Annotated in this window: 21 protein-coding genes; 8 read left to right on the forward strand and 13 right to left on the reverse strand. The window is 72.6% G+C overall.

Annotated features, from left to right (window positions below; genetic code table 11):
- Positions 1–229: 229 nt before the first annotated feature.
- Positions 230–1159 (reverse strand): LysR family transcriptional regulator, encoded by a 930-nt coding sequence (locus KY498_RS13375; protein WP_191009135.1) that lies wholly within the window; start codon positions 1157–1159, stop codon positions 230–232.
- 120 nt (positions 1160–1279) lie between these two features.
- Here KY498_RS13375 and KY498_RS13380 point away from each other — a divergent pair, with 120 nt between their 5' ends.
- The 8 genes from KY498_RS13380 to KY498_RS13415 are packed head-to-tail and all read left to right on the forward strand — an operon-like array spanning position 1280 to position 7911.
- A complete protein-coding gene (locus KY498_RS13380; RefSeq protein WP_061781952.1) occupies positions 1280–1999 on the forward strand; it encodes an SDR family NAD(P)-dependent oxidoreductase in 720 nt (239 codons plus the stop codon).
- Positions 1996–2709 (forward strand): SDR family NAD(P)-dependent oxidoreductase, encoded by a 714-nt coding sequence (locus tag KY498_RS13385; protein WP_191009134.1) that lies wholly within the window; start codon positions 1996–1998, stop codon positions 2707–2709. The genes KY498_RS13380 and KY498_RS13385 overlap by 4 nt, the downstream gene beginning before the upstream one ends.
- A gap of 57 nt (positions 2710–2766) precedes the next feature.
- A complete protein-coding gene (locus KY498_RS13390; RefSeq protein ID WP_060960597.1) occupies positions 2767–3639 on the forward strand; it encodes an ABC transporter substrate-binding protein in 873 nt (290 codons plus the stop codon).
- A 56-nt stretch (positions 3640–3695) separates the two neighbouring features.
- Positions 3696–4481, forward strand: a complete 786-nt coding sequence (locus KY498_RS13395; RefSeq protein ID WP_269801237.1) for an amino acid ABC transporter ATP-binding protein — start codon at positions 3696–3698, stop codon at positions 4479–4481.
- Position 4482: 1 nt separating this feature from the next.
- Positions 4483–5145: an amino acid ABC transporter permease gene (locus KY498_RS13400; RefSeq protein ID WP_060960598.1), complete on the forward strand. Its 663-nt coding sequence runs from the start codon at positions 4483–4485 to the stop codon at positions 5143–5145.
- Entirely contained in the window at positions 5142–5789 is a 648-nt protein-coding gene (locus KY498_RS13405; protein WP_060960599.1) for an amino acid ABC transporter permease, read from the forward strand. Before KY498_RS13400 ends, KY498_RS13405 begins: the two co-directional genes overlap by 4 nt.
- Positions 5786–6619 carry an aspartate/glutamate racemase family protein gene (locus KY498_RS13410; RefSeq protein WP_191009133.1) on the forward strand — a complete coding sequence of 278 codons (834 nt, stop codon included), beginning with the start codon at positions 5786–5788 and terminating at the stop codon, positions 6617–6619. Before KY498_RS13405 ends, KY498_RS13410 begins: the two co-directional genes overlap by 4 nt.
- Entirely contained in the window at positions 6616–7911 is a 1296-nt protein-coding gene (locus tag KY498_RS13415; protein WP_191009132.1) for an NAD(P)/FAD-dependent oxidoreductase, read from the forward strand. Before KY498_RS13410 ends, KY498_RS13415 begins: the two co-directional genes overlap by 4 nt.
- A 131-nt stretch (positions 7912–8042) precedes the next feature.
- Here the strand turns inward: KY498_RS13415 and KY498_RS13420 are convergent, their stop codons facing one another.
- From KY498_RS13420 to KY498_RS13475, 12 genes are all read right to left on the reverse strand, one after another.
- Positions 8043–8933, reverse strand: a complete 891-nt coding sequence (locus KY498_RS13420; RefSeq protein WP_191009131.1) for an aldo/keto reductase — start codon at positions 8931–8933, stop codon at positions 8043–8045.
- Between the two features lie 65 nt (positions 8934–8998).
- Positions 8999–9796, reverse strand: coding sequence for an enoyl-CoA hydratase/isomerase family protein (locus KY498_RS13425; protein WP_375140942.1), 798 nt, complete (start codon positions 9794–9796; stop codon positions 8999–9001).
- Positions 9797–9805: 9 nt separating this feature from the next.
- Entirely contained in the window at positions 9806–10963 is a 1158-nt protein-coding gene (gene paaE / locus KY498_RS13430) for a 1,2-phenylacetyl-CoA epoxidase subunit PaaE (RefSeq protein ID WP_191009130.1), read from the reverse strand.
- A complete protein-coding gene (paaD, locus tag KY498_RS13435) occupies positions 10947–11384 on the reverse strand; it encodes a 1,2-phenylacetyl-CoA epoxidase subunit PaaD (RefSeq protein WP_375140960.1) in 438 nt (145 codons plus the stop codon). The genes paaE and paaD overlap by 17 nt, the downstream gene beginning before the upstream one ends.
- A 56-nt stretch (positions 11385–11440) precedes the next feature.
- Positions 11441–12274 (reverse strand): 1,2-phenylacetyl-CoA epoxidase subunit PaaC, encoded by an 834-nt coding sequence (paaC, locus tag KY498_RS13440; RefSeq protein ID WP_191009128.1) that lies wholly within the window; start codon positions 12272–12274, stop codon positions 11441–11443.
- The gene (gene paaB / locus KY498_RS13445) at positions 12271–12576 is read right to left on the reverse strand and encodes a 1,2-phenylacetyl-CoA epoxidase subunit PaaB (protein ID WP_060960606.1); all 306 of its coding nucleotides are present in this window, start codon (positions 12574–12576) and stop codon (positions 12271–12273) included. Before paaB ends, paaC begins: the two co-directional genes overlap by 4 nt.
- A complete protein-coding gene (paaA, locus tag KY498_RS13450) occupies positions 12576–13538 on the reverse strand; it encodes a 1,2-phenylacetyl-CoA epoxidase subunit PaaA (protein ID WP_191009127.1) in 963 nt (320 codons plus the stop codon). The genes paaB and paaA overlap by 1 nt, the downstream gene beginning before the upstream one ends.
- A gap of 28 nt (positions 13539–13566) precedes the next feature.
- On the reverse strand, positions 13567–14019 hold the full coding sequence (paaI, locus tag KY498_RS13455; RefSeq protein ID WP_223848748.1) for a hydroxyphenylacetyl-CoA thioesterase PaaI: 453 nt from the start codon (positions 14017–14019) through the stop codon (positions 13567–13569).
- Positions 14016–16076 (reverse strand): phenylacetic acid degradation bifunctional protein PaaZ, encoded by a 2061-nt coding sequence (paaZ, locus tag KY498_RS13460; RefSeq protein ID WP_191009126.1) that lies wholly within the window; start codon positions 16074–16076, stop codon positions 14016–14018. The genes paaI and paaZ overlap by 4 nt, the downstream gene beginning before the upstream one ends.
- Positions 16073–16951, reverse strand: coding sequence for a 3-hydroxyacyl-CoA dehydrogenase family protein (locus tag KY498_RS13465; RefSeq protein WP_191009125.1), 879 nt, complete (start codon positions 16949–16951; stop codon positions 16073–16075). Before KY498_RS13465 ends, paaZ begins: the two co-directional genes overlap by 4 nt.
- A complete protein-coding gene (locus tag KY498_RS13470) occupies positions 16948–17715 on the reverse strand; it encodes an enoyl-CoA hydratase/isomerase family protein (protein WP_191009124.1) in 768 nt (255 codons plus the stop codon). The genes KY498_RS13465 and KY498_RS13470 overlap by 4 nt, the downstream gene beginning before the upstream one ends.
- Complete coding sequence (locus tag KY498_RS13475) at positions 17712–18917, reverse strand: acetyl-CoA C-acyltransferase (protein ID WP_191009123.1); 1206 nt, start codon at positions 18915–18917, stop codon at positions 17712–17714. Before KY498_RS13475 ends, KY498_RS13470 begins: the two co-directional genes overlap by 4 nt.
- Positions 18918–18930: the final 13 nt, after the last annotated feature.

Raw genomic sequence — 18930 nt, forward strand, 5'->3', positions numbered from 1 at the left:
AAAACCAGCCGATGGTCGGGGGTGGGTGGGGCGTTTCGACTCGCGGCGGCGCCGCTCGCTCAACGACCGGGGCGGTGGGGGCGTTTCGACTCGCGGCTGCGCCGCTCGCTCAACGACCGGGGGAGGTGGGTGGGGGCGTTTCGACTCGCGGCTGCGCCGCTCGCTCAACGACCGGGAGGTGGGCCGGGCGTTGAGCGAGCGCAGCGAGTCGAAACGACGTGCGCCCGGGTCAGCCCGCCGTCGGCGGAGGCGCCTGCAGGCCGGCGAGGATCTGGCGGGCGAGCGCCATGAACGCGGCCGTCGCGGGCGAGATGGAGCCGGCGCGGCGGGTCACGAACGCGTAGTGCTCCTCGACGGCGGGTGACAGCGGCGTCATGTAGAGCCCACGCTCGGCGATCACCGAGCGGCCGACGTGGTACGACACGAGCGAGTCTCCGACGCCCTGCGCCGCGAGCTCCAGCGCGTGCGTCTGGAACTCGACCTCGATGATCGGGTCGAGCCGTACGCCCGCGGCCTGCGCGCGCTCCAGCAGCGACACGCGCAGCGGATCGTCGAGCGACCACCGCGCCTCGGACAGGATCAGCGGCCGGGTCGAGAGCGTCCGGATGTCGATCGGGGCGCGGGTGTGCTCGGGGTTGCGCGAGACGTAGACGACGTGGTCCACGAAGATGCCGGGGATCAGACGCAGCTGTCGGTCGTCGATCGGCAGCTGGACGATCCCGGCCTCCAGGTCGCCGTTGCGCACCGACTCGGCGACTTCGGACGAGTTCAAGCCGGTGACCTTGACCTTCACGGCCGGATGCCGCGAATGGAACTCGCGGATCAGGTCGGTCAGGAGGTACAGGTGGGCGCTGTTGAAGGTGCCGAACAGCACCGTGCCCTCCTCGAGCGAACCCACTCGGCGCCCGAAGTCGGCGATCTCGTCGACGTCGGCGAGCGTCTTCTCGGCGAGGGGGACCAGCTGCTTGCCCACGCCGGTGAGCAGGAGCCGCCGCGTCGTGCGGGTGAACAGCCGCAGCCCCAGGTTGGCCTCGAGGACCGAGATCTGCTCCGACAGACTCGGCTGCGCGATGTGGTGTTCGGCGGCCGCCGCGGAGAACGTGCCGAGCCGCGCCGCGGTGAGGAAGTACTGCAGCTGTCGTACGGTCGGGGTGGCCATGGGCGCTCGCTTTGTAGAGGTTTGTCCTATGGTGACTATAACGGTTTGAGGATTGTCCTTGGTGGGCGGCCAGTGGTGCACTGGGTTTTACACGGCCCGACTATCCGAGGAGATCCCCGCATGCAGACCCCCACACCCCCGGTTGCACTCATCACCGGGGCCGCCAGCGGAATGGGACAGAGCACCGTCGAGCTCTTCCGCGAGCGCGGGTACACGGTGGTCGCGCTGGATGTCGCCTGGCCGGCGGAATCCGCCGCCGTCGACGGCGACGTGCTGCGGATCGTCGCCGACGTCCGGTCGCGGGAGGCCGTGGCCGCCGCCGTCGACGCCGTACTCGCCCCCGGCCGCGGTATCGACGTGGTCGCCAACATCGCCGGCGTCTACCCGCCGACGACGCTCGCGAGCTACGACGAGGCCACCTACCGGCGCATCTTCGACATCAACGTCCTAGGCGTGCTGAACGTGATCGCCGCCGCACGCCCCCGCCTGTCGCGCGGCGCGTCCGTCGTGAACTTCGCGTCGGTCGACGCGTTCACGGTGTCACCCGGTCAGCTCCTGTACGGCGCCTCGAAGGCGGCGGTCGTCATGCTGACCAAGGCGCTCGCCCTCGAGCTCGCCCCCGACGGCATCCGCGTCAACGGCATCGCACCCGGCTGGGTCGCGACGCCCGGCAACGCGGCGACCGGTCGGATGGAGGCGGCCGCCGCGTCGATCCCCCTCGGCCGCGTCGCGACGCCCGAGGAGATCGCGGCGTGGGTGTGGCTCGTCTCCCAGCCCGAGTACGGCGCGTTCCTCGACGGCGAGACCATCGTCCTGTCGGGTGCGGACGTGATGCGATGAGCACCGTGGTCATCACCGGCGCGGCGCGCGGTCAGGGAGCGGCACACGCCGCCGCTCTGGCCGAGGCCGGCCACGCGCTGGTGCTGGCCGACCGGATGGACGACGCCGGTCGCGCCGTCGCCGCGACCCTGCGCGACCGCGGCGCCGACGCGCGCTACTTCTCCCTCGACGTCGCCGATGAGGGAGGGTGGGCCGTGCTCGCCGCGCAGCTCGCCGAGACCGAAGACCCGCTGGTCGGCCTCGTCAACAACGCGGGCATCCTCCGGCACGGGGCGATCGCCGACACCGACGCGGCCACCTGGCTCCTGCACGACCGGGTCAACGCGCTCGGCGCATTCCTCGGCATCCGCGCCCTCGCCCCGCTCATGCACACCGGCGGGTCCATCGTGAACGTGTCGTCGACGGCGGCGCTGGTGGGGACCGCGGGCTACGCCGCCTACTCGGCGTCGAAGGCCGCCGTGCTCGCGCTGACGCGTGTCGCCGCGGTGGAGTACGCGCCGCTGGTGCGCGTCAACGCGATCTGCCCGGGCGGCGTCGACACCCCGATGAACGACGACGAGCCCGCCGGGGGCAGCTCCTCCGGCGCCCCCCTCGGCCGACGCGCGCGCCCCGACGAGATCTCCCCGCTCGTGCGCTACCTCATCTCCGACTCCTCCTCTTTCGTCACCGGATCCGTCCTGACGATCGACGGCGGCCTGACGGCCGTCTGACCCACCCGAATCCACACCCGAAAACCCACTCGAGCACTACCCAGAAAGCAGGAAGCCATGTCCCGCACCACCCGCGCCCGCGCCGCCACCGCGCTCGTGTCCATCGCCTCCGTCGCCGTGCTGCTCACCGGCTGCGCCGGCTCCGCCGCCCCCGCGTCCACCGTCGCCTCCGACTGCACCCCCGCGCACGAAGGGCTGACGACCTTCACGCCGGGCACCCTCACAGTGGGCGTGCCGGAGAACCTGCCCTACACGCAGACCAAGGGCTCCGACGCGTCCGGCCTCGAGATCGACGTCGTGCGCAAGCTCGCCGAGGCCGAGTGCCTCGCCCTGGCGTTCGTGCCGATCACCTACGCCAACGGCATCCCGATGATCAGCGAGCAGAAGAAGACCGACATGATCACGGGCGGCTGGTACGTCACGGCGGCCCGCGCCGAGAAGGTCGGCTTCACCAGCCCCACCTTCTACGACTCCATGGGCATCATCTCCAAGGACGGCATCGACACCGTCACGGGCCTGGAGAGCGTCGGCGCGGTCGGCTCCGGCGCGGGCTTCTCGTGGGAGGCCGACATGTCCGGCATCCTCGGCGACAAGTTCAAGACCTACCCGGGCACCGCCGAGATGAAGCAGGATCTCCTCAACGGTCGGATCCAGGCGGCCCTCGACGGGTACGCCGTCGCGACCGTCGCCTACAAGGACACCGGCTTCGTCGTGAAGCCGGCCCAGGAGGACGACCGCGTGGCCATCACCACCGAGCAGCCGATGATCGCGTTCCCCATCGACAAGAACAACACGGCGCTCGCCGACGCGTTCAGCGAGCTGATCGACGGCTTCCGCGCCGACGGCACGCTCGCCGAGCTCAACGCGAGCTACGACCTGCCCGACTCCCTCATCGTCCCCGCCGACAAAGCGGCGACCTCCATCCGCTGAGCCGGCCGTGGTGGGGGCGCCGGGCGCCCCCACCACCTCGAACGTTAGGAACCGCCGTGTCCCGACCCCTCATCACGCAGGCCAACGAGCTCGCGATCGCCGGAGTGACGATCGAGAACCTGTCGAAGAGCTTCGGCGACCACCTCGTGCTCGACGACATCTCCATGTCGGTCAGCCCGGGCAGCGTCACCGCCCTGATCGGGCCGTCGGGCTCCGGCAAGAGCACCCTGCTGCGGTGCGTCAACCTCCTCGAGACCCCGGATGCCGGCACCATCACCGTCGGCTCGCAGACGATCACCGCGGGCCGCCGCGTCCCCGACCGCGACCTGCTCGCCCTGCGGCGCCAGGTGGGCATGGTGTTCCAGTCCTTCAACCTGTTCCCCCACATGAGCGTGCTGCGCAACGTCGCCTTCCCGCAGGAGCGCATCCTCGGCCGCTCCCGCGAGGAAGCGGAGCAGCGCGCGCTCACGCTGCTGGACCGCGTCGGCCTCAAGGACAAGGCGCACCAGCATCCGGGTCGGTGCTCCGGCGGTCAGCAGCAGCGCATCGCGATCGTGCGCGCGCTGGCGCTGAACCCGCGCGCGATGCTGTTCGACGAGCCGACCAGCGCGCTGGACCCCGAGGTCGGCGTCGAGGTGCTGGCCGTCATGCGCGAGCTCGCCGAGTCGGGCATGACGATGATCGTCGTCACCCATGAGATGCAGTTCGCCCGCGACGTCGGCGACCACCTGGTGGTCATGGCCGACGGACGCATCATCGAGGAGGGCGTGCCGCACGAGGTGATGGCCGACCCCCGCGAAGAGCGCACACGGCGCTTCCTCAGCGCCGTGCTGGAGCGCTGACATGGGCGGCGTCGACATCTCGGCGGCGATGCTCCTCGTCCTCGCCGGCCTCCCGATGACCCTGCTGGTGACGGCGCTCGCCTACGCGGTGGGGGTCGTGCTCGGCATCCCCCTCATGCTCGGCCTGCGCTCGCGCATCCTGCCGCTGCGACTCGCGCTGCGACTGGTCGTGGACATCGTGCGCGGCGTGCCCCCGATCGTGTGGCTGTTCCTCATCTACTTCGGCGTGCAGGTGGGCACGATCCGCTTCGACTCGCTGTCCGCGGCGGTCACGGGGCTCGGCCTCATCTCCAGCGCCTACCTCGCCGAGATCTACCGCGGCGCGTTCGCCACCGTGGCCCGCGGCCAGGGTGAGGCGGCCGCCGCCCTCGGACTCGGACGCGTCACGACCTTCGTCCGCGTGCTGGCGCCCCAGGCGTTCCGCACCGCCCTGCCGTCGATGGCGACCTTCCTGTTGTCGCTGCTGAAGGACTCGTCCATCGCCTCGACGATCGGCGTCGCCGACATGGTCTTCCAGGCCACGATGTTCGCCCGGCAGAACCCGGCCGTCGCCGGCATCGTCCCCTTCTTCCTCGCCGCCGCCGTGTACCTCGTCGTGTCGATCCCGATCGCGGTCACCGCACGCCGGCTCGACACCCGCCTGCGCAAGGAGGCCGTCGCATGATCGACCTCGCCGTCTACCTGCCCCGGCTCGGACAGGGGCTCGTCGTCAGCCTGCAGCTGACCGCCCTCTCCGTCGTGCTCGGCTACCTCATCGGGCTGCTGTTCGCCCTCGGGGTGTCCGCTCAGCGCGGCTGGGTGCGCTGGCCGTGCCTCGTGCTCGTGGAGGTCGGCCGCGGCATCCCCGCGCTCGTCGTGCTCTACATCGTCTACTTCGGCCTTCCCGCCCTCGGCGTGCTGTTCGAGAACTTCTGGGCCGCGGTGATCGGTCTCACCTTCACCGCCGCGGCGTACTCGTCCGAAATGATCCGCTCCGGCATCCAGTCGGTGCCGACCGGTCAGCGCGAGGCGTCGGCGGCCCTCGGACTGTCGCGGACGACCACGTTCGTGCGCGTCGTGCTGCCGCAGGGGATGCGCGCCTCGATCCCGGCCCTCATGGGTCTGGCGATCATGTCGTTCCAGGGCACCTCGCTGGCGTACTCCATCTCGGTCAACGAGCTGATGAGCCAGGCGTACCAGGTCAGCACGATCACGTTCCAGTACCTGTGGGTCTACGCGCTGACCGGGCTGATCTACGCGGCCATCGCCGTCCCGGCGACCTGGCTGTCGGTCTGGGTCGAGCGTCGGCTCAACCGGGGGTACGCATGAGATCCGTCGTCTGGCTCGAGGCCACCGTGGGCGATCCGGCCCTGGGCGGGCTGTGGGACTTCCTCGGCGAACGGATCGCACGGCTCGCCGCGGGGCGGGTGCGCACGCGCCTCGTCCACGCGGGCGCCGACGCCGGCGGCATCCGCACCCCCGCCAACCGTCTGCTCAGCGACGCCGTCCTGCTCGCCCGCGCCGCCACGCTGGAAGAGGCGGGCGACGCGGACGCGTTCGTCATCGGATGCTGGGGCGCGCCGACCGCGGTCGTCCGCGCCGCCGTCCCGGTCCCCGTCACCGGCCTGGCCGAGGCGAGCGTGCGCGCGATGGGCTCGCTCGCCCGCCGCGCCGCGGTCGTCACCGTCGCCGACAGCCTCGTCCCGGTCTTCGCGGACGAGATCCGCGGGCTGGGAGGTGCGGGAGTCTTCGGCGCCCCGCCCGTGCGCGCCTACCGGCCCGAGTCCACGCACCTCGACGTGCTGCGCGCCGTCGACGATCCGACCGACCTCATCGAGCGCTTCGACGCGTCCGCCCGGGTCGCCGTCGACGAGGGCGCCGATGCGGTCGTCGTCGGATGCGGCTACCTCGGGGCGATCTTCGACGCGCACGGCTACCGCGCCGTCAGCACCGCGGCCGACGTGCCGGTGATCGACCCGAACCTGCTCGCGCTCGAACACGTCCTGCAGCTCTGCCACCTCGCCGACGCCGGCATCCGTCCCACCGATCGCGGCTACCCGTCCGCGGCCGGCGCCCGACGCGCGGCGCTGCTCCACACGTCCCGGCGGCTGGTCCCCGACGCCGCGGCATCCACCTCCCAGGAAGGAACCCCCGCATGACCCGCTACTGCGTGATCGGAGCCGGCGCGGCCGGCATGTCCGCCGTCGTCCAGCTCACCCGTGCCGGCTACCAGGTCGACTGCTTCGAGAAGTCCGACCGGGTCGGCGGCCACTGGAACACCGACTACGACGCCCTGCACCTCATCACCTCGCGCGACATGACCGGCTTCGAGGGCTTCCCCATGCCGGCGGAGTACCCGCACTTCCCGCGGCGTGACCAGGTGCGCGACTACCTCGCCGCGTACGCGCAGGAGCACGGCCTGTTCGAGAAGGTCGTCTTCGGCGTCGAGGTCGTCGCGGTCGTGCCGCGCGCGACCGAGGGGCCCGTCGGGTCGGCCGGCTGGACCGTCACCCTGTCGACCGGGGAGTCCCGCGACTACGACGGCGTGTTCGTCGCCAACGGTCACCTGTGGGATCAGAAGGTCCCGGCGGTCGGTCGTGACTTCACCGGCACCCAGGTGCACTCCGGCTCGTACCGCAACACGTCCGACATCACGGGGCGCCGGGTGCTGGTCGTCGGCGCGGGCAACTCGGGCTGCGACCTCGCCGTCGACGCGGCGCAGCACCGCTTCGAGGTCGACATCGTGATGCGCGAGGGCATGTTCTTCCAGCCGAAGTCGTACTTCGGCGTGCCCCGCCAGGAGATCCCGTGGATGGGGCAGTTCTCGCCCGAGGAGCAGGACTTCATCGCCCGCATGCTCGCCAAGGTCTCGATCGGCGAGGCGAAGGACTACCCGGGCATGCCGGCTCCCGCCGCCGCGACCCTCGCCGAGGGGCGCGCGGTCGTCAACGACCTGCTGCTGTACTGGGTGCAGCACGGCCGGGTGCACATCCGTCCCGGCATCGACCGCATCGAGGGCACGACGGTGCACTTCGCCGACGGCACCGCGGGGGAGTACGACACCATCCTCTGGGCGACGGGCTTCCACGTCTCGCTGCCGTTCCTGGACGAGGCGCTGATCGAGCGCCGCTCGTCGGTGCCGCTGCGGTTCGCGGGGGGCATCGTGCCCGCGGGGCTCGAGAAGCTGTACTTCATCGGGCTGACGGCGCCGCGGGGTCCGCAGCTGCCGATCTACGGCGAGCAGACGAAGATCGCCCTGCGGATGCTGCAGCTGCACGAGACCGCGCCCGGCGGCTTCGCGCCCATCGCGGAGTACCTCTCCCGGCTGCAGGAGCCCGACGACCGGATCGACATCGTGCGCGTCACCTGGCTCGCGCAGCTGGCCGACACCGAGCGGCTGCTCGAGGCGTTCGCCTTCTCGCGGCAGGAGGAGCTCAGCGCCGCCGGGTGAGGGCGTTTCGACTCGCGGCTGTGCCGCTCGCTCAACGACCGGGGGGTGGGCTGCGCCGCTCGCTCAACGACCGGGTGGGCGGCGCCGCTCGCCCCGGTCGTTGAGCGAGCGCAGCGAGTCGAAACGCGGTGTCAGAGCTCGAGTCCCACCGCGGCGGAGCAGCGTGCGAGCTCGTCCGCATCGAGCACGAGGTCGGCTGCGCGCGCCGAGTCGATGATGGATGCCGCGCGTCGCGCCCCCGGAATCGGCACCACGACGGGGCTCAGCGACAGCTCCCACGCGAGCACCACCTGCTGAGGACTGACGCCGTGCGCCTCGCCGACCTCCCGGAAGACGCCGAACCGCTCGCCCACCGAACGCCCGCCCCCGCCCGTACCGCCGAGCGGGCTCCACGGCAGGAAGGCGATGCCGTGCGCGTCGCAGTACCGCAACTCGTCGAAGCTGCCCGGATGCCGCGGCGAGAACTCGTTCTGCACGCTGGTCAGGTTGCCCTCGCCGAGAACCTCCCGGGCGATCGCGATCTCCTCGACGCTCGCGTTGGAGATGCCGATCGCGCGGACGAGTCCCTCGTCCTGCAGCGCCTTCAGGTTCTGCATGATCTCGCCGTAGACCATCCAGCGGTCGGGGCGGTGGTACTGGTAGAGGTCGATGACCTCGACCCCGAGGTTGTCCAGGGAGCGCTGCACCGCCGAGCGCAGGTAGGCGAGCGAGCCGTCGCGGCCGAAGTCCTTCTCGGCCGTGCGCGTGATGCCGCCCTTCGTGCCGACGAGGATGCCGCTCGTGTCGCCGTCCCACGAGGCGAGCGCATCGCGGACGATGCGCTCGTTGTGGCCCATCTGATCCCAGGACGGCGCGTAGATGTCGGCCGTGTCGATGAAGGTGACCCCGGCATCCAGTGCCGCGTGCACCGTCGCCACGGCGTCGCCCCGATCGGGCAGGACGTTGTCGTTGTTCATCGAGACGGGCATGGCGCCCAGCCCGATGGCGGAGACGGTGAACGGTCCGATCGTGCGCTGCTGCATGGGGTCCTTCCGGTGGGGTCCGAAGACGTGCGCTTCACACTCTGCCGCACGTCGCCGACACCGGCTCACCGTCCGCGGAACACGGGTGCGCGCCGCTGCTGGAACGCGGCGAAGCCCTCGCGGTAGTCCTCGGTCGTCGACAGGGTCGCCTGCACGCTGCTCTCGGCGTCGAGCGCGTCCCAGAAGCCGAGCCGCTCGGTGCGCAGCCGCCACAGGAGCCGCTTGCTCGCGACGAAGGCGGCGGTGGGGCCGGATGCCGCGGCGATCGCCGCCTCGCGGGTGCGAGGGGCCAGCTCGTCCGGGGACATCGACCGCGAGAAGAGACCGCCCGCGACCGCCTCGGCGCCGGTGAGGAGGCGGCCGGTGTAGACGAGGTCGAGGGTGCGGTGCGCCCCCAGCCGTTCGAGGAAGAACGCGTGGCCCCCCGAGTCCAGCGCCGCACCGAGCGCGCCGAAGGGCGACCCGATCTTGGCGTCGTCGGCCACGTACACGACGTCCGTGGCGATCAGCAGGCCGAGGCCCACGCCGAGGCAGGCGCCCTGGGCCGCCGCGAAGGTGGGCGCCGGGAAGTCCGCGATCCGTCGCAGCAGGGGTGCCAGCAGGCCGTCGAGGTAGCCCGGCACGTCGTCGGTGCGCGGATCGACGCGGGAGATGTCCCGGCCCGCGCAGAAGGCCCGGCCCTCGCCCTGCAGCAGCACGGCGCGGGCGCCGTCCGCCTCCGCCCTCCGGTACGCGGCGTCGAGGGCGCGCAGCGCCTCCTCGTCGACGGCGTTGCGGACCGCCGCGTTGCGGAGGGTGATCGTCGCCAGATCGGCGGTGCCTCCGGCATCCGTCTCGATGCGCTCGAACGCGTACTCGATCACGGCTTCCCCTCACACGTCGTAGTCGACGACGACGCGCGCGGTCGTCGGGTGGGACTGGCAGGTGAGCACGTAGCCGCGCTCGATCTCCTCGGGCTCCAGCGCATAGTTCTCGCTCATCTGCACGGAACCCGAGACGAGGCGTGCACGGCAGGTGCCGCAGACCCCGCCCGCGCATGCGAAGGGCACGTCGGGGCGCACCCGCAGCGCGGCCGTCAGGATGCTCTCGTGCGCGTCGACCGGGCTGTCGACGCGCGTCGAGGTGCCGTCCAGCGTGAGGTCGATGCGGTGCACCCGCTCGTCGGGCCGCGCAGCGCGCGGTCGCCCGCCCGCCGTGCCGGGTGCCGTGGCGGGCGCCGGGGCCTCCCCGGTCGTGAAGAGCTCGAAGCGCACGCGGTCCGCGTCGACGCCCAGATCGGCGAGCACGTCGCGGCAGAGCTGCACGAGCGCGAACGGGCCGCAGAGGAACCACTCGTCGACCGTCTCGGGGCGGATGAGCGCGGTGAGGATGAGCCGCAGCCGCTCCTCGTCGATGCGTCCGGACAGCACCGGGGCGGCGCGCTGTTCGCGCGAGAGCACGTGGTGCACGGCGATGCGCGCGGGATAGCGGTCCTTGAGGTCGGCCAGCTCGTCGACGAACATCACGTCCGTCGACGAGCGGTTGGTGTACACGAGCGTGAACCGCGACGTCGTCGAGGCGCTCAGCACGGATGCCGCGAGGGACATGATCGGTGTGATCCCGGAGCCCGCCGCGATGCCGACCACGTGGCCGGCGGCGGCATCGGCCCGCGCCGACACGAACGTGCCCTGCGGGCTCATCACGTCGATCTCGTCGCCCGGCCGCAGCGCCGTGTGCGCCCACGTCGAGAAGCGCCCACCGGGATCGCGCTTGATGCCCACGGCGATGGCGCCGCGCACCGGCGGCCGGCAGATCGAGTACGAGCGCCGCACCTCGACGCCGTCGATCACGGTGCGCAGCGCCACGTACTGCCCGGGGGCGTAGTCGAACGCGTCGGCGAGCTCGTCGGGCACCGCGAACGTGACCTCCACGGCATCCGCCGTCAGCGCTCGCACGTCCGCCACCCGCAGACGGTGGAAGCGGGCGCGGCGGCGGGCGGGTGCGGCGGTGTCGGTGCGCACGGTCGGATCCCCCTCAGAGCGCCTTGACATGGTCGAAGGGTTCCCGGCAGGCGCGGCAGGTGAACAGCGCCGTGCACGAGGTCGCACCGAACCGCGACACCTCCTGCGTGTCGAGGGAGCCGCAGCGCGGGCAGCGCACCGCGAGGCGCACGCGGACGGGGCCGCCCGACCGCGCGAGGGAGGCCCGTCCGGAGGGCGGTGCGATGCCGGCGGCGACGAGCTTGCGCCGCGCGGCATCGCTCATCCAGTCGGTCGTCCACGCGGGCGACAGCACGGTCTCGACGCTCACCCGGTCGAATCCCGCGTGCGCGAGCGCCCGCACGATGTCGTCGCGGATCGCGTCCATCGCCGGACAGCCCGAGTAGGTGGGCGTGATCGTCACGACGACCCCGCGTTCGTCGACGCGGACGTCCCGGAGCACGCCGAGGTCGTCGATGGTGAGCACGGGCATCTCCGGGTCGCAGACGGCGGCGACCGCGGCGCGCGCCGTCTCGACCGCCGCCGCGGTCACCACGTCGCCCCCGGATGCTGTCGGGCGAGCACCTGCATCTCGGCCAGCACGAACCCCAGCGTGGGGAAGTGCCGTCCGTCGCGCCCGCCCCCGGCGGCGGGGGGAACCCCGGGGACGCTCATCTCCTCCTCGGCGAGCACGCCCGCGACCACGTCGTCGAAGCGTTCCCGCAGAGACGACGGACGCACGGCGATGCCGCCGAGGCGGTCGATGAGCGCGTCGTCGCGGAACAGCTCGTCGACGTAGGGCCACACGTCGGTCAGTCCGCGGAGCAGGCGGCGGCGCGACGTGTCGGTTCCGCCGGCGAGGCGGAGCGTCCACTGCGCGGCGTGATCGCGGTGGTAGTCCACCTCTTTGACGGCCTTGGCCGCGATCTCGGCCAGCGCCGGCTCCTCGGACGCCTGCAGGTCGGTGTAGAGCTCGAACAGGTAGACCGAGGCGATCAGCTGGCGGGCGATCGTGCGCGCGAAGTCGCCGTTTTCCTGCTCGAACAGCCACGCGCTGCGGAACTCGGGCTCACCCCGGAAGTAGGCGAGGTCGTCCTCCGACCTGCCGTCGTACGATCCGGCGAAGCGCAGCAGCGAGCGCGCGTGGCCCAGGAGGTCGAGTGCGATGTTGGCCAGCGCGACGTCTTCCTCCAGCTCCGGGGCGTGCGCGATCCAGCGCGAGAGCTGCTGGGCCAACACGAGCGCGTCGTCGCCCAGTCGCAGCGCGTACTCTGCGACGTCGGCCGTCGCGGCGCGGCGGCGAGTGCCCCGCAACTCCTCGTCGAGTGCGGCGCGGTCGACCTCGACCGTGCCGTGCGGGCCGTCGTCGGATGTCGGGGTCACAGGTGTGGCACCCCCTCGGATGCCGTGTAGTAGGCGGCGTGGCGGTAGTTCTTGCCCGCCGGGGACTCGAAGAAGGCGCCCTTCGCTCCCGGATCGCTCGTGGTGACGGCATCCGAGGGGACCACCCAGATCGACACGCCCTCGCCCCGTCGCGTATACAGGTCGCGGGCGTTGCGCACCGCCAGCTCGGCGTCGGGCGCGTGCAGCGATCCGACATGCACGTGGCTCAGGCCGCGGCTCGCGCGGACGAAGACCTCCCACAGCGGCCACGTCTCGTCGGGGGAGCCGCCCGGCGTCGGCATCAGGCGGCCCTGCCCGTCGCGGCGGTCCGCGCCGCCTTCTTGGCCGCGTAGGCCGCGGCCGCTTCGCGCACCCACGCGCCCTCCTCGTGCGCGTCGCGCCGGTTGCGGATGCGCTCGGCGTTGAGGGGGCCGCGCCCCGCGAGCACCTCGTGGAACTCGGTCCAGTCGATCTCGCTCATGATCCAGCGCCCCTGCTCCTCGTCGAAGTGCAGGGCGGGGTCGGGAAGGGTCACCCCCAGCGCCGCGGCCTGTGGGACGAGCATCCCGACGAAGCGTTGGCGCAGCTCGTCGTTGCTGAACCGCTTGATCTTCCACGCCATCGACTGCGCGGAGTTTGGGGAGGCGTCGTCGGGTGGTCCGAACATCATCAGCGCCGGCCAGTACCAGCGGTCGACGCTCTCCTGCGCCATCGCGCGTTGCGCGGGCGTGCCCTGCATGAGGCTCAGGAGGATCTCGAACCCCTGGCGCTGATGGAACGACTCCTCCTTGCAGATGCGCACCATCGCGCGGCCGTACGGTCCGTACGACGCGCGGCACAGCGGCACCTGGTTGCAGATCGCGGCACCGTCGACGAGCCACCCGATCGCGCCCATGTCGGCCCACGACGGCGCGGGGTAGTTGAAGATCGAGGAGTACTTCGCGCGTCCGTCGATGAGCTGCCGGGTCATCTCGTCGCGCGTGATGCCGAGCGTCTGAGCCGCCGAGTAGAGGTAGAGCCCGTGCCCGGCCTCGTCCTGCACCTTCGCCATCAGGATCGCCTTGCGCTTCAGGCTCGGGGCCCGCGTGATCCAGGCCCCTTCGGGCTGCATGCCGATGATCTCGGAGTGCGCGTGCTGCGAGATCTGCCGGATGAGGGTCCTGCGGTAGGCCTCCGGCATCCAATCGCGCGGTTCGATGCGCTGATCGGCCGCGATGAGCGCATCGAACTCGCCGTGGAGCTCATCCTCGGTCGGTGCCGTCATCGTCGACTCCTTCGGCTGGACGATGGTGTCACTTTACAGACCGATCGTTCAGTAAGTCAAGATCGCCCCCGTCCGCGGGGTCGCCGGCCGGGTGGCGCCGCGTCGTCACCGAACGGCCGCGCATCTCGGCGACGGTGGTGCCGGTCTCATCGACCACCCGGACGTCGTAGAGCCCCGTGCGGCCCGTCCGGGCCCGTCGCACCGCGTGCGCCGTCAGCGTCTGCCCCGCCGTCGTGGGGTGCAGGAACGTGATGTCCGCACCCCCGGCCACGGTCACCCGCTCGTCCTCGTTGCACGCGATGGCGAAGGCGGTGTCGGCGAGGGCGAACACGATCCCCCCGTGCGTGATCGCATGGCCGTTGAGCATGTCCGGACGGACGCTCATCGACACGACGGCGTCGCCGGGAGCGGAGCGCTCGACCACCATCCCGAGCATCGCGGAGGCCGCGTCGCGGCGCATCATCTCCTCGGCGCCGCTCACGCCGCCCACTCCTTCGCCACGAGCGTCAGCACGTCGTAGGCGGCGACGACCTCATCGCGCTGGTTGTGGATGACCGCATCCCAGCGCACCTCGCCGTAGTCGTCGGTCTCGCGCGGCGTGATCTGCTTCGCCGTGAGGGTCACGCGGATGCGGTCGCCGGGCGAGACCGGCGTGAGCAGGCGCAGGTCGTCCAGCCCGTAGTTGGCGAGCACGGGGCCCGGGTCGGGATCGACGAACAGGCCGGCCGCCCACGACACCAGCAGGTAGCCGTGGGCGACCCGGCCCGGGAAGAACGGGTTCGCCGCGGCCGCCTCCTCGTCCATGTGGGCGTAGAAGGTGTCTCCGGTCAGGTGCGCGAACGCCTCGATGTCGTCGAGGGTCACCTCGCGCGAGGGTGAGGCGATCCGGTCGCCGATGCGCAGCCGCGAGAGGGGCTTGCGGAACGGGTGGACGTCCGAGACGTCGACCTCGGCGCCGGCGTGCCACACGCCCGTCACGGCGGTCAGCATCCGCGGCGAGCCCTGCACCGCCGTGCGCTGCAGGTAGTGGTGCAGGGCGCGGATGCCGCCGAGCTCCTCGCCCCCGCCGGCGCGACCCGGCCCGCCGTGCACCAGATGCGGCACCGGGGCCCCGTGACCCGTGGACGTGCGGGCGTCGTCGCGGTCGAGGAAGAGCACGCGCCCGTTGACGTCGGCGATGCGTGTCAGCAGCGCGGCCGCGACCGCGGGATCATGCGTCGCGACGCTCGTGACGAGAGAGCCGCCGCCGCGGGCGACGAGCGCGCCCGCCTCGTCGAGGTCGCGGTAGCCGATCACGCTCGTGACCGGTCCGAACGCCTCCACCTCGTGCACCGCGGCCCCGGCATCCGCGGCGTCGAACGCGAGCACGATCGGTGCGACGAACGCCCCCTCCGCAGCGGGGGCGACGGTCCCGTCGGCGTGCACGACCGCGGGCTCGTCGACGTCGCCGAGGACCAGGCGCCCGCCGGCCTCGCGCAGCGCCGCGACCTGGCGCAGCACCTCGTCGCGCTGGTCGCGCGAGACGAGCGGTCCCATGGTCACGCCCGGACCGCGGGGGTCGCCGACGACGACGCGCTCGGCGATCCGCGCGGCCAGCGCGTCGATGAGCGCGTCCTCCCGGCCGGCCGGCACGATCGCGCGGCGGATCGCCGTGCACTTCTGGCCGGCCTTGGTCGTGAGCTCGACCAGGAGCTGGCGGACGAACGCGTCGAACTCGGGGGTGCCGGGCGCGGCATCCGGCCCCAGCACGGAGGCGTTGATCGAGTCGGTCTCGCTCGTGAACCGCACGCCCGGCCGCACCTGCGCGCGCAGGCGCGAGGCCGTCGAGGCGCTGCCCGTGAAGCTCACGGTGTCGCCCAGCTCGAGCAGGTCGAACAGCCCGGGCACCGGCCCGCTCACCAGCTGCAGCGTGCCGTCGGGGACGAGCCCGGATGCGACGAGGATGCGCACCCACGCCTCCGCGAGGTAGGCGGTCGGCGTCGCGGGCTTCACGATCGTCGGCATGCCGGCGAGGAACGCGGGGGCGAACTTCTCCAGGGCGCCCCACACGGGGAAGTTGAACGCGTTGATCTGCACGGCGACCCCGGGCAGGCGCGTGAGCACGTGCCGGCCGAGGAACGAGCCGTCCGCCGACAGCGTCTCGACGGGGCCGTCGAGCACCACCCGCGCATTCGGCAGCTCGCGGCGGCCCTTGGAGCCGTAGGTGAACAGCACGCCGATGCCGCCGTCGACGTCGGCCGCCGCGTCGCGCGCCGTGGCGCCCGCGCGCGCCGAGAGTGCGTACAGCTCGTCCTTGCGCGCCGTCAGCGCGATCGCGAACTGCTTCAGCAGGAGGGCGCGCTGGTGGAAGGTCAGGGCGCCGAGCGTGCGCTGTCCGACGCTGCGGGCGTGGGCGACGGCCCCGGCCAGGTCGATGCCGACCGTGCCGACGCGGCACACCTCGGCGCCGGTCGAGGAATCGCGCACCGTCGCCGTCTCGCTGTCGTCGGTCGGCGACCACCAGCCGTCGCGCACGTAGCTGGGCAGGATCTCGGTCATCGGGCGTCGCTCCATTCGTAGAATCCGCGGCCGGTCTTGCGGCCGAGGTTGCCCTCGGCGACCAGCCGCCGCAGCAGGGCCGGGGGCGTGAACCGCGGGCCGAATGCCGCCTCGAGCTCCTCGGCGATGCCGAGCCGCACGTCGAGGCCGACGATGTCGGTCGTGCGCAGCGGACCCATCGGATGCCGGTAGCCGAGCTCCATCGCCGCGTCGATGTCGGCGGCGTCGGCCACCCCCTCCTCGAGCATGCGGATGGCCTCCAGCCCCAGGGCGACGCCGAGGCGGCTCGAGGCGAAGCCCGGACTGTCGCGCACCACCACGGGCGTCTTGCCGAGAGCGCGCGTCCAGCTGCGGGCGCGCTCGACGAGCGCCGGTGTCGTCGCCGTCCCCGCGACGACCTCGACGAGCGACGAGGCGGGCACCGGGTTGAAGAAGTGCAGCCCCAGGAAACGCTCCGGCCGCGTCACCGCGGTCGCGAGCGCGTCGATCGAGATCGACGATGTGTTCGATGCGATCGCGGATGCCGCGCCCACGACCGCGGCGATGCGCGCCAGCGCCGCAGTCTTGACGTCGCGGTCTTCGGGCACCGCCTCCACCACGAGGTCGGCGCCGTCGAACGCGGCCGGGTCGAGGCCGACGCGCACGCGTGCCTCGAGCGCGGACAGCGGCGCCGTCGCGGATCCGCGCGTCGTCGACTCCGCGAGCATCCGACCGATGCGGCCGCGCGCGGCCTCCGCGCTCGCCTCATCGCGCTCGACGACGGCGACCCGGCTGCCGGCCAGCACGAAGGCGTGCGCGATCCCGGCGCCCATCCGTCCACCGCCCAGCACGCCCACGCGGGCGGGGGCCGTGGCCTCGGCATCCCGCGCGCTCACCGGCGCGGCTCCGTCCGGTGGGTGCGGTCGCGACGCCGCTCGAGGAACGCCGTCATGCGCGCCGCCTTCTCGGGGCTGTCGAACAGCTCCGCCTGCAGCTCGAGCTCGATCGCGGGGTGGGCCTCGATCGGCGCGCTGAGCGCCTGTTTGGTCAGCTGTGTCGCGCGTGCGCCGTTGGCGGCGATGCGGTCGACGATCGCGTGCGCCGCCGCCAGCAGTTCCGCCCGCTCATGCAGAGCGCTCACGAGTCCCCACGCGAGGGCGGTCTCGCCGTCGATCATCCGACCGGTCAGCAGGAGGTCGCTCGCGCGCGCGTGCCCCACGATCTCGGGCAGGCGCCAGGTCGCGCCGGCGGCGGCGATGATGCCGAGTCCCGTCTCGGGGTTGCCGAACCGTGCCCCCGGCGTGGCGATGCGCACGTCGGCCGCGTAGGCGAGCTCCGCGCCCCCGCCGAGCGCGTAGCCGTCGATCGCGGCGACGACGGGCATCGGCAGCGCGCGGATCCGGCGGAACAGCGTGGCGTTGATGCCGCGGCGGGCATCGGCTGAGGTGCGCTCGCGCAGCTGCGCGATGTCGGCGCCCGAGGCGAACACGCCGCCCGCGCCGGTGAGCAGGAGCGTCTTCGGGTGCGCTTCGAGCAGGGCGCACAGGGTGTGCAGCTCGTCGACCATCGCCTGGTCGATCGCGTTGAGCGTCGCCGGTCGGTCGAGGATCGCCACCACCCGGTCGGGGCGCTCCTCGATGCGCACGCTCGGCTCGGTCATCGGGTGCTCGCCCCGTCGGCGACGCGCTCGACGATCATCGCGGTGCCCTGGCCGACGCCGACGCACATCGTGGCGAGCCCGTAGCGGGACCGCTCCCGCTCGAGCCGTCCCAGCAGGGTGACGACCAGGCGCGCGCCGCTCGATCCCAGCGGATGTCCGAGGGCGATCGCGCCGCCGTCCGCGTTCACCGACTCCGGGCGCAGCCCGAGGCGGCGGATCACGGCCAGTGACTGCGCGGCGAAGGCCTCGTTGAGCTCGACGGCTCCCATGTCGGACACGTCCAGGCCCGCCCGGCGGAGGGCCTTCTCGGATGCCGGGACGGGCCCGAGGCCCATGATCTCGGGCGCCAGCGCCGCCGCCGCGTGCGCCACGATCCGCGCCCGCGGCCGCAGACCGTGACGGGCGACCGCGTCGGCGCTGGCCACCACGATGGCGGCGGCACCGTCGTTGAGCGCGCTGGAGTTTCCCGCGGTGACCACCGCGCCGCCGGTCACGACCGGGCGCAGGGCCGCCAGCGCCTCCGCGGAGGTGTCCCGGCGCGGTCCCTCGTCGGTGTCGACGGCGCCGCCGCGGGTGGGCACCGGCACGATCTCGTCGCGGAATCGTCCCGCGTCGATCGCCGCGATCGCGAGCCGGTGGCTGCGGAGCGCGAACGCGTCGGCATCCGCGCGGGTGATCCCCTCGAGCCGGGCCACCTCCTCCGCCGTCTCGGGCATCGACAGGGTGGCCTTCTCGCGCCGCGCGAGGGCGGGGTTCACGAACCGCCAGCCGATCGAGGTGTCGTGCGTCTCGCCGGGGGCGGCCCACGGTCGCGACGGCTTGGCCTGCACCCAGGGCGCGCGGGTCATGGACTCCACGCCGCCGGCGACGATCACGTCGGCCTCGCCGGCGCGGACGGCGTTGGCGGCGATCGCGATGGCCGACATGCCGGAGGCGCACAGTCGGTTCACCGTCAGACCCGGGATCTCGTCGGGCAGCCCCGCGAGCAGCACCGCCATGCGGGCGACGTTCCTGTTGTCTTCGCCCGCCTGGTTCGCCGCCCCGAGCACCACCTCGTCGACCGCGTCGGCCGCGATGCCGGCGCGGTCCACGGCGGCGCGCACCACGAGGGCGGCGAGGTCGTCGGGCCGTACGTCGGCGAGGGCTCCGCCGTGACGGCCGACGGGGGTGCGGATGCCGCCGATCAGGTAGGCCTCGGACATCGTCATCCTCTCG

Source organism: Microbacterium sp. PAMC21962 (assembly GCF_019443465.1).
GTDB lineage: Bacteria > Actinomycetota > Actinomycetes > Actinomycetales > Microbacteriaceae > Microbacterium > Microbacterium hominis.

Coding starts and splice junctions, on each gene's coding strand:
- KY498_RS13375 (WP_191009135.1), bottom strand. CDS start 1,159: ATGGCCACCCCGACCGTACGACAGCTGCAGTACTTCCTCACCGCGGCG.
- KY498_RS13380 (WP_061781952.1), top strand. CDS start 1,280: ATGCAGACCCCCACACCCCCGGTTGCACTCATCACCGGGGCCGCCAGC.
- KY498_RS13385 (WP_191009134.1), top strand. CDS start 1,996: ATGAGCACCGTGGTCATCACCGGCGCGGCGCGCGGTCAGGGAGCGGCA.
- KY498_RS13390 (WP_060960597.1), top strand. CDS start 2,767: ATGTCCCGCACCACCCGCGCCCGCGCCGCCACCGCGCTCGTGTCCATC.
- KY498_RS13400 (WP_060960598.1), top strand. CDS start 4,483: ATGGGCGGCGTCGACATCTCGGCGGCGATGCTCCTCGTCCTCGCCGGC.
- KY498_RS13405 (WP_060960599.1), top strand. CDS start 5,142: ATGATCGACCTCGCCGTCTACCTGCCCCGGCTCGGACAGGGGCTCGTC.
- KY498_RS13410 (WP_191009133.1), top strand. CDS start 5,786: ATGAGATCCGTCGTCTGGCTCGAGGCCACCGTGGGCGATCCGGCCCTG.
- KY498_RS13415 (WP_191009132.1), top strand. CDS start 6,616: ATGACCCGCTACTGCGTGATCGGAGCCGGCGCGGCCGGCATGTCCGCC.
- KY498_RS13420 (WP_191009131.1), bottom strand. CDS start 8,933: ATGCAGCAGCGCACGATCGGACCGTTCACCGTCTCCGCCATCGGGCTG.
- paaE (WP_191009130.1), bottom strand. CDS start 10,963: ATGTCAAGGCGCTCTGAGGGGGATCCGACCGTGCGCACCGACACCGCC.
- paaD (WP_375140960.1), bottom strand. CDS start 11,384: ATGCCCGTGCTCACCATCGACGACCTCGGCGTGCTCCGGGACGTCCGC.
- paaB (WP_060960606.1), bottom strand. CDS start 12,576: ATGCCGACGCCGGGCGGCTCCCCCGACGAGACGTGGCCGCTGTGGGAG.
- paaA (WP_191009127.1), bottom strand. CDS start 13,538: ATGACGGCACCGACCGAGGATGAGCTCCACGGCGAGTTCGATGCGCTC.
- paaZ (WP_191009126.1), bottom strand. CDS start 16,076: ATGACCGAGATCCTGCCCAGCTACGTGCGCGACGGCTGGTGGTCGCCG.
- KY498_RS13470 (WP_191009124.1), bottom strand. CDS start 17,715: ATGACCGAGCCGAGCGTGCGCATCGAGGAGCGCCCCGACCGGGTGGTG.
- KY498_RS13475 (WP_191009123.1), bottom strand. CDS start 18,917: ATGTCCGAGGCCTACCTGATCGGCGGCATCCGCACCCCCGTCGGCCGT.